The organism is Leucobacter tardus, from assembly GCF_017583045.1.
GTDB classification, from domain to species: Bacteria; Actinomycetota; Actinomycetes; order Actinomycetales; family Microbacteriaceae; genus Leucobacter; species Leucobacter tardus.
In genome coordinates this window covers 111,311-123,175 of record NZ_JAGFBF010000001.1, presented here as the reverse complement: position 1 = coordinate 123,175, position 11,865 = coordinate 111,311, and the positions used below count along the sequence as shown (strand labels likewise).

Genomic DNA, 11,865 nt, shown 5'->3' with positions numbered 1-11,865 from the left:
CCGAGTTCACCGCAGGCGCGCGACCAGGTCCCCGTGGGGTCGTGCGCCGGGATCGTGCCGGGTGCGGGTGCTGAGCACCGCGAACCCGGCACGTTCGACGCGGTCGGCCAACGCCTCGACGGGCCACGTGATCGCCGGGGTCACCGCGTGCTCGAACTGCGCGATCCGAGGTCCGGTGAAGAACCCGATGCAGAGGCCGCCGTCGGAGGTGAGGACGCGCGCGAACTCGGCGAGCGCGTCGTCGAGACGCTCCGGCGCCGTGTGGATGAGCGAGTACCACGCGAGGATCCCGCCGATCGTCCCGTCTGCGAACGGCAGTTGTTCGGCGACGGCGTGGTGGAACCCGAGGTGCGGGTGCTGGCGCTCGGCGTGCGCCACGAACGGGACGGCGGGATCGACGCCGGCCACCGACGTGACGCGGGGGAGTCTCCCCGCGTCTCGCAGTCCATCGAGCCAGCCGGTCCAGTGGCCGGGGCCGCAGCCGACATCGAGTACGACGCCGTCGAGTTCTGCAGCCCACGCGCACACCCGCGCGCGGTCGAGGGCTGCAGTGGCGTCCATCGCGCCGAGCAGTCGTGTGTACTCGCCAGCTCGACGGGTATACGCGAAAGCCGCGGTCTCCGGGATCATGCCCCGATTCTGCCACCCGGTCCGCTCGGCGGGCTCGCGGGCGTGCGCGCGTGCAAGGCATCGCGGGCGGGCGATTTTATCGAATCGGGGCACAGCGGTCTATAGTGGTCCGGTGCCGCGCGCGCCGAAGAGGTGTGCGCGGTGAACTATGTGCGGCCCCTGCGGTCGCGTGAGAGAGGAACACCCCGTGCCCGAAACACCCTCAGACCGCGAGTCGAACGCCGCGTACGACCACCCCGTCTCGCCGCAGACCTCCGCCGGGCAGACGGCAGGGTCCCACACCAAGCTGCGCTCGCGGCACGTGATGATGATCACCTTGGGCGGCATCATCGGGGCGAGCCTCTTCGTCGGATCGGGCAACGTGATCCGGACGGTCGGCCCCGCCGCGATCCTCTCGTACCTCATCGGCGGACTCCTCGTCTTCCTGGCGATGCGCATGCTCGGCGAGATGGCGGCCGCGCGACCCACGATCGGCTCGTTCATGGAGTACGCGCGGGTGGGGCTCGGCAACTGGGCCGCGTATCTCGTTGGCTGGCTGTACTGGTACTTCTGGGTGGGCGTGCTCGCGTACGAAGCGGTGCTCGGCGGTGAGACGCTGCACGAGTGGTTCGCGTTCCTGCCGTCGTGGACGTGGTCGCTCGTACTGATCCTCATCTTCATCATCACCAACGCGATCTCGGTGCGCACCTTCGGCGAGGTCGAGTTCTGGCTCGCGAGCATCAAGGTGCTCGCGATCGTCGTCTTCTTGGGAGCTGGCCTGCTCTTCGCGCTGGGACTCTGGCCGAACACCACGATTTCGGTGTCGAACCTGTGGGAGCACGGCGGGTTCGCACCGAACGGCTACGGGATCGCGTTCACCGGCGTCGCCCTTGTGATCTTCTCGTACTTCGGCACCGAGATCGCGGTGATGGCCGCGGCCGAGTCCGAGGATCCGGCGAAGGGGATCCGCCAGGCGACGAGCACGGTGATCTGGCGCATTCTGCTCTTCTTCGTCGGCGCGGTGCTCATCATCGTCATGGCGGTGCCGTGGGATGAGCTGCCGGAGCCGGTGAACGTCGCCGCGGCACCGTTCACGTACGTCTTCTCGCTGCTCGGTTTGCCCGGCGCTGCGGTGGTCATGCAGCTCATCATCTTCACCGCCGTCATCTCGGTCCTGAACTCGGGTCTGTACTCGGCGTCCCGTATGTTCGCCGCCCTCGCGGATCAGGGCTTCGCCCCGAAGTTCGTCGCGAAGCGCTCGAAGAACGGGGTGCCGCTCTGGGCGCTCGTCGCGTCCACCAGCGGAGCGATCGTCGCGACGATCGTGAACTTCGCCGCACCCGACTCGGGCATCTTCGACTTCATCATGAACTCCGCCGGCCTGGTGGCGCTCTTCGTCTACGTCTTCATCGCGCTCACGCAGATGCGCCTGCGGCAGAAGATGTCGGCGGAAGAGGTGTCGGGCCTGCAGCTGAAGATGTGGCTGCATCCGTGGCTGAACATTCTGCTCATCGCGGCGATCGTCGGCGTGCTCGTCGTCATGCTGTCGAGCGAGGACGGGCGCACCCAGGTGTGGACGAGCCTCATCGCCACCGTTGTGCTCATCGTGTGTTGGCCCTTCGTGCGCCGCAACCTGGCGAAGCGCGACGCGCTGCGACCGGACGCGAAGATTCAATCGAACGGTTGAGGCGTTCGGGGTCGTCCCGAAATTAGCCTGTCGAAGGATCGAGCGACACGCGTTCGTCCGAGACTTCGAGGAGGGCTTCCATGCCGCCACGTCATCGTGCTCGGGGTGCCGCAGTTGGCCTCGCGATCGTCTGCTTCGCGCTGGTGGGGTGCGCGCCGGAACTCGATGTTCCCGCTCCTTCCGCCGCACCTGCGGACGTGCCTGCCGAGAACCCTGAGGCGAACCCCGAGGCTCCGCAAGCGGACGACGCCGCAGCTGAGAACCCCGGGCTGAGCCAGGGCGAGCTCGACGATCGGTTGCGCTGGGCGGCGTGGGGCAACGATCTCGACGCGGCCGAACAGCTCATCGGCTGGGGCGCGGACGTGAACGCGCAGGACGGCACGCAGCAGTCCGCGTTCCTCATCGCCGCGAGCGAGGGTCGGGATGACCTGCTGCGGCTGACCCTCGAGCACGGCGCGGACGTCGACGACCTCGACAGCTGGAACGGCACGAGCCTGATCCGGGCCGCCGAGCGCGGGCACTGGGACGTGGCGGGGAGCTTGATCCGAGCCGGAGTCGATGTGGACCACGTCAACCGCGTCGGGTATCAGGCGATCCACGAAGCGGTGATCTTCGGGCGCGACGATCCGACCTATCACGCCGCAGTCCGGGTGCTCGTCGCCGGGGGAGCGAGTCTCAGCACCCCCTCCGTGACCGAAGGGCAGACGCCGCTGCAGATGGCGCGGAGTCTGGGCTTCGCTCAGCAGATCAGAATCCTCGAGGCCCTCGGCCGCGCGGCACCCGCGGACCCGTCGGCCGCCCTCCTCGCATCCGCGGCCTCGGGCGACGCCGATGCGCTCGCACTCGCGCTCCGAGCGGGTGCCGCCGTGGACACCCGTGACGCGAGCGGGCGGACGGCGCTGGAGATCGCGGAGTCCGGCGGAAACGTCGCGGCGGCGACCGTGCTGCGCGCGCTCGGCGGGTGAAACCCCTGGTCAGAGCCGGATGAGTCCGCGTTTCACCGCGGTGGCGATCGCGGTCTGCCGGTTGTCGGCCCGCAGCTTGATGAACGCGTGATGCAGGTGCGTCTTGACGGTCGCCTCGCTCACGACGAGCGCGCGGGCGAGGTCGCGGTTCGACAGGCCAGACGCGGCGAGCTCGAGCACTTCCAGTTCTCGGTTCGTCAGTGCGTCGTCCGGCCGTTGCATGCGGTCGAGCAGTCGCGCGGCGATCGGTCCGGCGATCGCCGCGGATCCGGACGCTGCCGAGCGAATCGCACTGAACAGGGCAGCGGGCCGGCTGTCTTTGAGGAGGTAGCCGACGGCTCCGGCCTCGATCATGCGCACGATGTCGGCGTCGGAGTCGAACGCGGTGAAGGCGACGACGCGCGTGTCAGGTCGTGCGGCGAGCAGCCGACGGGTGGTGGCGGGGCCGTCTTCATGATCGGCGCCGAGATCGAGGTCGACGAGCGCCACGTCGGCCCGTTCGTGCACGGCCGCGGTGACGGCCTCCGTGGGGTCGCCGGTGTCGGCGACGACGACGAAGTCGGGTTGCGACTCGAGCAGGGCTCGTGTGCCGTGTCTCAGGACGGGGTGGTCGTCGAGCAGCAGGATCCGGATCACGATGCCTCCCGCGCGTTCGGCGCGACGGGCACCTCGGCCGCGATGACCGTTCCGTGGCCGGGGGAGGATTCGATCGTCAAGGTGCCGCCGAGGCTCTCGATGCGCCACGCCATCGCGCGGAGTCCGTAGCCGGTGGTGTCGGCGCGCACGTGATCCGGATCGAACCCCGTGCCGTCGTCGACGACATCGATGCCGACGGTCCGCCCGAAGAAGGTGATCGTGACCCGCGTCACCGAGGCGGCGGCGTGCCGGTGTGCGTTGATCAGCGCCTCTTGAGCGACGCGCAGCAGGGCGTGCGTGACCTCGGCATCGAGTTCGACTTCGGTACCGACCGCGGTGTGTTCGGCGCCGTGCGCGTCGGCGAGCGCGGCGATCTCCGCGGTGAGCGACGTGCGATCCTGCGGGCTCGCCAGGCCGTGCATGAGCTGTCGGGTTTCGATCAGCGCCTCGCGCAGGATCTCGCGGGCCTCCGACGTCGGAGCCGCATGGCGCGGCGGTGCTGCGTCGCCGGACTCCAGGAGCAGCAGCGCGCTCGCGGTGCGCTGCACCACGGTGTCGTGCAGCTCGCTCGCCATGCGGTGACGTTCCGCGAGCGCCCCGGCCTCGCGCTCGGAGCGGGCGAGCTGCGCTTGCGTGTCGAGGAGCTCGGCGTTCAGGCGGCGTCGGTTGTCGAGCGCCCGCTCGAGCGCGTCGACGGCGAAGGAGAGCATCAGGCCGCCGAAGAACGGGCCGAGCACGAGGCCGAGATCCTCGCCGTTCGACATGAAGAACAGTCCGGTGCTCACGGCCACGACGAGCAGCGCGCTGCCGATCACGGCTACCCGGCGGGTGAGCGAGCGGTGCAGGGCGAAGAAGAGGGGGAACGCGCACCAGCCGAACGACGGTGCCAGGACCGCGAGCGGCAACCACAGCAGTACGGTGATGACGATCCCGACGCGGCGTCGTTCCGGGGACGGTCGGGCGACCGCAGCGAAGGCGTACGCGATGCCGGACCCGATGCCGAGCGCGAGCACGATCGCGCCGATGGTGTCGAAGGGGTGATACGCGAAGTAGCGGAGACCACACACCACGAGCAGCACGGCGAAGCCGACATCGACCGACAGGTGCATCGCAGCGAGCGGGCGGTCCGGGGTGGCGGACGCCGCGTCGGCGGTGCGGTGCAAGGAATCGGTCATCCCCCTCAGTATCGGGCACCGCCGTCGTCGGCGCCTCAACCGATCGGTTGAGGGAGAAGGATCCATCGCGTTGATGTGTCGACACCCGGACGCGGCGAGGCTGGATGCGCATCACCCACGACCGCACGTTCACCTCTGAGGAGTCTCATCATGCCCCACTTCCGCACGCTCGTTCCCGCCGCCACCGTCATCGCTCTCGGGGGTGTGCTGGCGCTCGCGGGGTGCGCACCGCTCGCCGGAAGCGACGCTGCGACCGAGGACGCCGCGGACGGCGCCGCGGCGGTGGTCGACGTCGCCGAGCAGAACACCGTGAGCAGTCAGCGCTTAAGCGCAGCGACGGCCGCGACGGCTGCGCTCGCGCACTGCGCGGCCGATGACCTCGGGTCCGTCTCGGTGGCGGTCGTCGATCGACAGGGCGAGCTGCAGGCGTTCGTCCGGGGCGACAACGCGGCACAGCACACCGTGGAGGCATCGCGGCAGAAGGCCTACACCGCCGCAGCGTTCGGCGCCGACACCAGCGACCTCGTCGAACGAGCGGATGAGAACGGTCTGCACCGACTGCCTGGCACCCTCTTCATGCCCGGTGGCGTGACGGTGACGGTCGGCGACGCGTCCATCGCCGGGATCGGTGTGGGCGGGGCGCCCTCGGGCGTGGACGATCAGTCCTGCGCGGCCGCGGGGCTCGCCGCGATCGCCGACGAGATCGCGGGCTGAGTGTGTCGTCCTGCAATTCTCGAACCGGTACCGTCAGGGGGAGGCCGCGTGCCGCGCTGCCGGCACTGCTGGTGCTGTTGCCGCTGTGCGCGCTCAGTGCGATCCTCGTGGGGTGCGCGACACCCACGTCACCCGACCCGATCCAGGAGCGACCGATGAGTACGTCACCCGAATCAGGCACGCCGTCCCCCGAAGCGGTGAGCGAGGTCGATCGCGCCGCCGCGACGCTGGCCTTGCAGGACGCCGTCGGTGCGGGTGACCTCGAGGGCGTCTCCGCCGCGATCGCGCGCGGTGCCGACCTCGAGGTGCGCGACAGTGACGGCCGGACACCGCTCGTCGTGGCGACGAAGGCGCAGCGCACGGCCATCGCGCTGCGGCTGCTGGAGGCCGGCGCCGATCCCGATGCGCAGGACGATATGCAGGATTCCGCGTTCCTCTACGCGGGAGCCGAGGGACTGAACGAGATCCTGGCAGCCACCCTGGCGCGCGGGGCCGACGTGTCGTCGACGAACCGCTACGGCGGGACCGCGCTGATCCCGGCGTCCGAGCACGCGCACGTGCGCACGGTCGAGATGCTGATCGCCACGGGAGTGCCGCTCGATCACGTGAACCGCCTCGGGTGGACGGCGCTGCACGAAGCGATCGTGCTCGGCACGGGAGGCCCCGACCACGTGCGCGTCGTGCGCGCCCTCCTTGAGGCGGGGGCGGATCCGGAGCTCGCCGACGGCAACGGGGTTGCACCTCGGGCGCTCGCGGAGGCGTATGGTCACACGGACATCGTGGCCGAGTTCGACCGGATCGCCGGCACCTGATCAGCCTCGGGCGGCCACCAGCTGGAACTCGACGCTGCCCTCCGGTTCCACCGAGACGAAGCCGAGGTTCGGTGCTTCGACGCCGTAGTCGGCGAACGTGATCGGGATCGCGCCCGCGATCTGGGCGGTCTCACCGTCACTCGTGAGCTGGATCTGGGCGGTGACGGTCCGCGTCTCGCCGGCGATGGTGAGTTCACCCGTGGCCTCGGTCTCGACGACCTGGCCCGACTCGGGGGCGGTGTCAAAGGTGACCGGATCAGTGAGCATAAACGTCGCTTCGGGGAACTCGTCGGTGCGCAGTGCCTCGCCGCGGAAGTACTCGTCGCGGTTCTCGCTGTCGGTCGCGATGGAGGCGACGTCGACGGTGATCTCCGCGGCGTCGAGGGTGAGACCCGACTCGCCGATCGTGAGTGCGCCCGACACCTCGCCGGTGCGACCCGTGACGGTCACGTCCGTGCCATTCAAGACCTCGTCCACGCGATACCCGGCTTCAGACCCGTCGGTCACGTTCCATGTACCGACGAGGGCGGCCGGGTCGAGCGCGTCACCGCTCGAACCGTCGTCCGTCGACGGCGCAGGCGCCGTCACGGTCGGTGCCTCGGCGGCCGGTGCCACGACGAGGTCGCGGTAGACGATCGGCCCGGCGACGGCAGCCGCGACGCCGAGTACAAGAACACCCGCTCCGACGCCGATCCAGATCTTTTGGGACTTCTTCATGGTGGCTCCTCGGGTGGGGGCGTGTGCGGTTTCTCGATCCTGACACAAAGTTGTAGTTGCAACCGGAGAAGGGCCGACCGAAGTCCTGTGAATGTCGTGGGATACACAGCACAGCGGCGGGGCCCCGAAGGGCACCCGCCGCTGTCTCAGTGTCGGCTCAGCCGGACCGAGACTCCTTAGAGCTCAGCACCAGCCTGTCGGCGCTGGGCGATCAGGATCGCGCCACCGCCCGCAGCGAGGAGCAGCACGGCTCCCAGTGCGAAGGGAAGCATCGAACCTGCACCGGTGTTGGCGAGATCGCCATCGTCGGTGCCAGCCTCGTCGTCGCCGCCCGTGCCGTTGTCGCCACCGTCCGCTGCGCCACCGGCATCTGCTGCGCCGTTGTCGCCGCCGCCGCCGTTGGCGTCAGTGTCGTTCGGTGCTGCGAGCACCACGAAGGAGACGGTCGTCTCGTACGAGGCGACCTCGTTCTCGGTCTGAGTCACGCTGAGGTTGTAGGAGCCGGCCCCCACTGCGCCTTCAAAGTTGACGGACCAGGTGCCGTCTGGCTGGACATCCACTGTCTCGTTGGCACCGTCTACCATTGCCGAAGCAGTCTCAGACTGAGTCAGGTCGAGCGTTACCTTTGCGCCGGGGATGCCCGTGCCGCTCACACCCGCGGGGGCCTGTGCGTTTTCGAACTCCTGACCAGGCGCGATCGAGGTGATCTTGGGCTCGATCGGCCGGACGATCACGCTAGCGGTCTGCTCGTCCGAAGTCTCGCCGTCCGCCTCTTGGGTGGCGGTAACGGTGTACTCGCCGACCTCAAGGTCATAGTTCACGGACCAATCACCGTTCTCGCCCACAGTTGCGGTCTCGATCGTACCTTCCGGGTCGTCGATCGTGGCGGTTACCTGGGCACCCGGAACGCCGGTACCGGTCACGGTGACATCCGACGAGTCCTGGTCGACTGCATTAACCATCGGTTTTGCAAGCCCAACCTCGAACTCGTAGACGGTCGACTCAGAGCGATCGAAACCGCTATTCGCCGCGACAAGCTCGACCGAAGCGTCACCGTACTCCTCCGGCGCGACGAACGAGTACTGTCCGTTCTCGACCGGCCGCTCTTCGCCATCAACGAACACGCGCGTTGCCCCAGCCGGAGCTTCGCCGGTGATCGTTGCGCCTGCGCCTACCTTTGTCGCACTGGGTGCGCTCGGGGCGTCGATGTGGAGCTGGACAGCGTAACCATCTGTCTGACCGAGGGCGTTTTGGATGTCGGCGGCCCAAAGGATCTTGATCTCTTCGCCCGTGCCGTTGTTCCTAAGCGTGCCCTTGGCGCTCGCGATGCCGACGGCATTGCCGCCGCTCATCACCGCACCACCTGAGTCGCCGCCGTCGACAGGAATCTCCGCCGCGAAGCCGCGGACGTAACGGTTCCCAGCGTCATCCTCCACCGGCAGCCAATCGTTTGCGATGAGGACCTTACCGGAGTTGCCCCCGGTGGTGCGGCCGCTCTGCTGTACGGTGTCTCCCACGGCTACTGTGCCGACGCCGGTGACCTCAATAGCGCCCGCGGAAAGGTCATCTGAGCTCGCGGTGGACCAATCGGTGACTGCCGGCTTTAGGTCGAAGCTCTCGTTGATGTCATCGATCACAGCGACGTCCGTGCCGAGAGGGTCGCCGTCCTCGTTCGCGCCATTGACGCCTCCGAACTGGTAAGCACCGAAGTTTCCAAGAGGGGCTCCGTCCAGAAGTTCACCTCCGTCGCCGCCGTTCGCCGGGTCAGAACTGGGCGTGGAACGGGAGGTTGCCGGGCTGCTTCCCTCAGCGCAATGGCCAGCGGTCAAGAGCGCGGGGTCTCCCTCGGGGCTCCAAGCGGTGAAACCGATCGAACAAGCGGCGGCGCTTGTCGGAGTCTGGAACAGGTACCCAGCGCCACCCACGACGTCATTCTGAGCGATCGGCTCCAAAGGTCCGGTCAATTCAAAGAGCTCGTCGGCGCCTTCACGATTCAGAAGTTCCTCGATGGCTTCATCTGAACCTGCGTCCTCTGCAGCCTCAGTGGTGAAGAGCTTCACGCCTTCGGCGCTCGCGCTCGAGCCGAGGATGCGGTCGATGCCTGCCGCGTCGAGCAGCTCTGCATCGCTCATCTTCTGCGCGACAGCACTGCCGCTTTCCTGCGAACTGCCGACTTCCTCGGACTGGTCCGTGCCTGGTGCTGCGTCCTCGGCCAGCGCAGGCGCCGCGAAAAACAGGCTACCCAAGCCGATCGTAGCTGCTGCGCCAAGCGCAAGCGGGCGACGTTTCGTCACTCTTCCCCCAAATGAAATTGTGTGTGTGGTTATGGAGTGGGTACATCGCTCGCGAAACCGCCGGGCGAACCCACGTCAGGTGTGAGACCCGCTGGAAAGCCTAAGTTGGGAATTCGCTGACCGCAACATAAGTATGAGCTTCAAGTAATTCGATATGAAGTGAGTGTTCAGCCAGGTCACGCGACAAATTGCGACTTTCCCCCGGTCCGTGACCGTTTTGTAACCCTGAACACGCGCCCACGCCGAGTGGTTACTATGTGAGCCATGATGACCAAAGGTGGACCTGCCCGCTCTCGATCGAAAGTGTGGAGTGCTCTCGGCGGCGTTCTGTTGGTAGTTGGACTTTCTTCGTGTGCCGCGAACGCAGGTAACGAAGAGGAATCGCAGACCGAGGTAACGGAGGCACCGATGGATTTGGGTGAGCAGGTACTGGGAGATTGGGCCTCCGAGGAGAAGGGCCAGCCCCATTTGACGTTCGCCGAGGCAGGAAAGGTTTCGGGCTCGGACGGTTGTAATGGCATCGGTGGCGAGTACACCGTGAATGATGAAGACGTCACTGTCTCTCTCGGAGCGGCAACGCTCAAGGCGTGCCCCGGCGTGGACGACTGGCTGCGCGGGGTCGCTACGGTCACCGTCGACGGCGACACAATGCAGGTCATGAACGCCGACGGCGACGAGATCGGCCAGCTGCAGCGCAGCGACGCGGCCGCGGAGTAGGTCGCGCGCCTATTCGGCGCGTTCGAACACTGCGACCGTCTCGAAGTGGTGCGTGTGCGGGAAGATGTCGAACGCACGCAGCGCCGTGAGTTCGTATCCCGACCCGCGGAGCGTCCCGGTGTCGCGTGCCAGCGCAACGGGGTCGCACGCGACGTAGATCAGGCTGGCGGGCGCGAGCTCGGTGAGCTGGCGGATCACGTCGCCTCCGGCGCCGGAGCGCGGCGGATCCAGCACCACCGTCGCCTTCCGCATCCGCGTCCGCACCGTTTCCGGTGACGCGAGGAGGTCCGCGAGGTGCCGATCGACCCGCGCCGTGACGGAGAGCGCCCCGACAAGTTCTGACAGGTTCTCGGCGGCGTCTTCGGTGGCGTGCTCGTCCGACTCGACCGTGGTGACGCGCAGGGAGGGTCCCGCGGCTTCCGCCATCGCGGCCGCGAGCAAGCCGACGCCGCCGTAGAGATCGAGGTTCGTCGCCGACGGGTCGAATCGGTCGGCATCGATCAGATCGATGACGGCGTCGCGGATCGCAGAGAAGAGCAGTGCGGGAGCCTCGCGGTGCACCTGCCAGAACCCCCCGGCCCGGACGACGAAGCCGCGATCCTCGACGACTTCCTGCACGCGGTCCTGAGCGCCGACGCGCTTCTTCTCGCCCTGCATCGTCACGAGCGTGCGCGGGTCATCGGCCGACGGTGCGACGACATCGACGTTCGCCGCTTCGGGAAGCGCGTCGTACAGCGGCGCGATCTCGTTGACCACATCGGTGGCGAGGGGCAGCGCGTCCACATCGATGACGCGGCGACTGCGCGCCGCATAGGGGCCGACGAGACCCGTCTCCGGATCGACGTGCAGGCGCACGCGCGTGCGGTACCCGAGCCCGTTCACGTCGTCATCTCCGGGAGCGGCCTCGACGAGATCGGCGAGGGCGTCCTCGAGAGCTGCGTCTTCACCCTCGCCCTCTTCGGGCTCTGCGGCGAGTTCGATGCCGCCGAACCGCTGCATCGCGTCCGCGAGCACGTGAGCCTTCAGCAGCCGCTGGCGTTCGAGAGAAATGTGCCCGAACTCAGCGCCCCCGGCGCGATCCTCCGGTGCGCGATCGAGCGCGGCCGCGGGCCAGACGTGGTCTCGTCGATCAGGTGACGCGGTCAGCACCTCGATGGTGACCGCGCGGGCGAACGACTTCTTCTTCGCCTCGATGATCCGGGCGCGCACGCGCTCACCCGGAATCGTGTCGGCGACGAAGATCACCCGACCCTCGTACCTGGCGACGCAGACGCCACCGTGTGCGATGTTCGTGACATCGAGTTCGACCTCGTCTCCGACGGCGAGAACAGCAGTGGCGGAACGGGGATCGGCAGACATGACACCCATTCTCCCACGGGGCGTTGGTCATGTATGCGCAGGCAGTGTTCTCCGACGCGATCGGCATCGGAGGCGGTCTGCTGCTGATGGTGGCCCTCCCTGGGTTCGTGATCGGATCGATAGCGCTCGCCGTGCTCCTGGCCTGCTCGATGCGTGTGCGCCGCTGATAGCGTGCTGCAC

12 protein-coding genes are annotated in these 11,865 nt (G+C 67.9%); 6 read left to right on the top strand and 6 right to left on the bottom strand.

Features of this window, described 5'->3' with window-relative positions:
* Positions 1-6 precede the first annotated feature (6 nt).
* On the bottom strand, positions 7-630 hold the full coding sequence (locus J4H85_RS00550; protein ID WP_208235885.1) for a class I SAM-dependent methyltransferase: 624 nt from the start codon (positions 628-630) through the stop codon (positions 7-9).
* Positions 631-817: 187 nt separating this feature from the next.
* On the opposite strand from J4H85_RS00550, the gene J4H85_RS00545 reads away from it, so the two are divergent.
* Positions 818-2,296, top strand: coding sequence for an amino acid permease (locus J4H85_RS00545; protein WP_307863286.1), 1,479 nt, complete (start codon positions 818-820; stop codon positions 2,294-2,296).
* Between the two features lie 80 nt (positions 2,297-2,376).
* Positions 2,377-3,261, top strand: coding sequence for an ankyrin repeat domain-containing protein (locus J4H85_RS00540; protein WP_208235881.1), 885 nt, complete (start codon positions 2,377-2,379; stop codon positions 3,259-3,261).
* Between the two features lie 9 nt (positions 3,262-3,270).
* Here the strand turns inward: J4H85_RS00540 and J4H85_RS00535 are convergent, their stop codons facing one another.
* Positions 3,271-3,897 carry a response regulator gene (locus J4H85_RS00535; protein ID WP_208235879.1) on the bottom strand — a complete coding sequence of 209 codons (627 nt, stop codon included), beginning with the start codon at positions 3,895-3,897 and terminating at the stop codon, positions 3,271-3,273.
* Positions 3,894-5,072 (bottom strand): sensor histidine kinase, encoded by a 1,179-nt coding sequence (locus tag J4H85_RS00530; protein WP_208235877.1) that lies wholly within the window; start codon positions 5,070-5,072, stop codon positions 3,894-3,896. The genes J4H85_RS00535 and J4H85_RS00530 overlap by 4 nt, the downstream gene beginning before the upstream one ends.
* A gap of 150 nt (positions 5,073-5,222) precedes the next feature.
* Between J4H85_RS00530 and J4H85_RS00525 the strand changes: the two genes are divergently transcribed.
* On the top strand, positions 5,223-5,786 hold the full coding sequence (locus J4H85_RS00525; RefSeq protein ID WP_208235875.1) for a GlcG/HbpS family heme-binding protein: 564 nt from the start codon (positions 5,223-5,225) through the stop codon (positions 5,784-5,786).
* Positions 5,787-5,941: 155 nt separating this feature from the next.
* Positions 5,942-6,598, top strand: a complete 657-nt coding sequence (locus J4H85_RS00520; RefSeq protein ID WP_208235873.1) for an ankyrin repeat domain-containing protein — start codon at positions 5,942-5,944, stop codon at positions 6,596-6,598.
* Here the strand turns inward: J4H85_RS00520 and J4H85_RS00515 are convergent, their stop codons facing one another.
* Complete coding sequence (locus J4H85_RS00515) at positions 6,599-7,315, bottom strand: YceI family protein (protein WP_208235871.1); 717 nt, start codon at positions 7,313-7,315, stop codon at positions 6,599-6,601.
* A 176-nt stretch (positions 7,316-7,491) separates the two neighbouring features.
* Positions 7,492-9,609 (bottom strand): S1 family peptidase, encoded by a 2,118-nt coding sequence (locus J4H85_RS00510; RefSeq protein WP_208235869.1) that lies wholly within the window; start codon positions 9,607-9,609, stop codon positions 7,492-7,494.
* A gap of 264 nt (positions 9,610-9,873) precedes the next feature.
* Between J4H85_RS00510 and J4H85_RS00505 the strand changes: the two genes are divergently transcribed.
* Positions 9,874-10,326, top strand: a complete 453-nt coding sequence (locus tag J4H85_RS00505; protein WP_208235867.1) for an META domain-containing protein — start codon at positions 9,874-9,876, stop codon at positions 10,324-10,326.
* Positions 10,327-10,335: 9 nt separating this feature from the next.
* On the opposite strand, the gene J4H85_RS00500 is transcribed toward J4H85_RS00505, so the two are convergent.
* A complete protein-coding gene (locus J4H85_RS00500) occupies positions 10,336-11,685 on the bottom strand; it encodes a class I SAM-dependent RNA methyltransferase (RefSeq protein ID WP_208235865.1) in 1,350 nt (449 codons plus the stop codon).
* A 29-nt stretch (positions 11,686-11,714) separates the two neighbouring features.
* Between J4H85_RS00500 and J4H85_RS00495 the strand changes: the two genes are divergently transcribed.
* On the top strand, positions 11,715-11,852 hold the full coding sequence (locus tag J4H85_RS00495; RefSeq protein WP_208235863.1) for a hypothetical protein: 138 nt from the start codon (positions 11,715-11,717) through the stop codon (positions 11,850-11,852).
* Positions 11,853-11,865: the final 13 nt, after the last annotated feature.

What these genes read in the sequence shown, in the direction of transcription:
- J4H85_RS00525 (WP_208235875.1), top strand. Translation starts at nt 5,223, where the DNA reads ATGCCCCACTTCCGCACGCTCGTTCCCGCCGCCACCGTCATCGCTCTC.
- J4H85_RS00495 (WP_208235863.1), top strand. Translation starts at nt 11,715, where the DNA reads ATGTATGCGCAGGCAGTGTTCTCCGACGCGATCGGCATCGGAGGCGGT.
- J4H85_RS00515 (WP_208235871.1), bottom strand. Translation starts at nt 7,315, where the DNA reads ATGAAGAAGTCCCAAAAGATCTGGATCGGCGTCGGAGCGGGTGTTCTT.
- J4H85_RS00550 (WP_208235885.1), bottom strand. Translation starts at nt 630, where the DNA reads ATGATCCCGGAGACCGCGGCTTTCGCGTATACCCGTCGAGCTGGCGAG.
- J4H85_RS00540 (WP_208235881.1), top strand. Translation starts at nt 2,377, where the DNA reads ATGCCGCCACGTCATCGTGCTCGGGGTGCCGCAGTTGGCCTCGCGATC.
- J4H85_RS00505 (WP_208235867.1), top strand. Translation starts at nt 9,874, where the DNA reads ATGATGACCAAAGGTGGACCTGCCCGCTCTCGATCGAAAGTGTGGAGT.
- J4H85_RS00500 (WP_208235865.1), bottom strand. Translation starts at nt 11,685, where the DNA reads ATGTCTGCCGATCCCCGTTCCGCCACTGCTGTTCTCGCCGTCGGAGAC.
- J4H85_RS00530 (WP_208235877.1), bottom strand. Translation starts at nt 5,072, where the DNA reads ATGACCGATTCCTTGCACCGCACCGCCGACGCGGCGTCCGCCACCCCG.
- J4H85_RS00520 (WP_208235873.1), top strand. Translation starts at nt 5,942, where the DNA reads ATGAGTACGTCACCCGAATCAGGCACGCCGTCCCCCGAAGCGGTGAGC.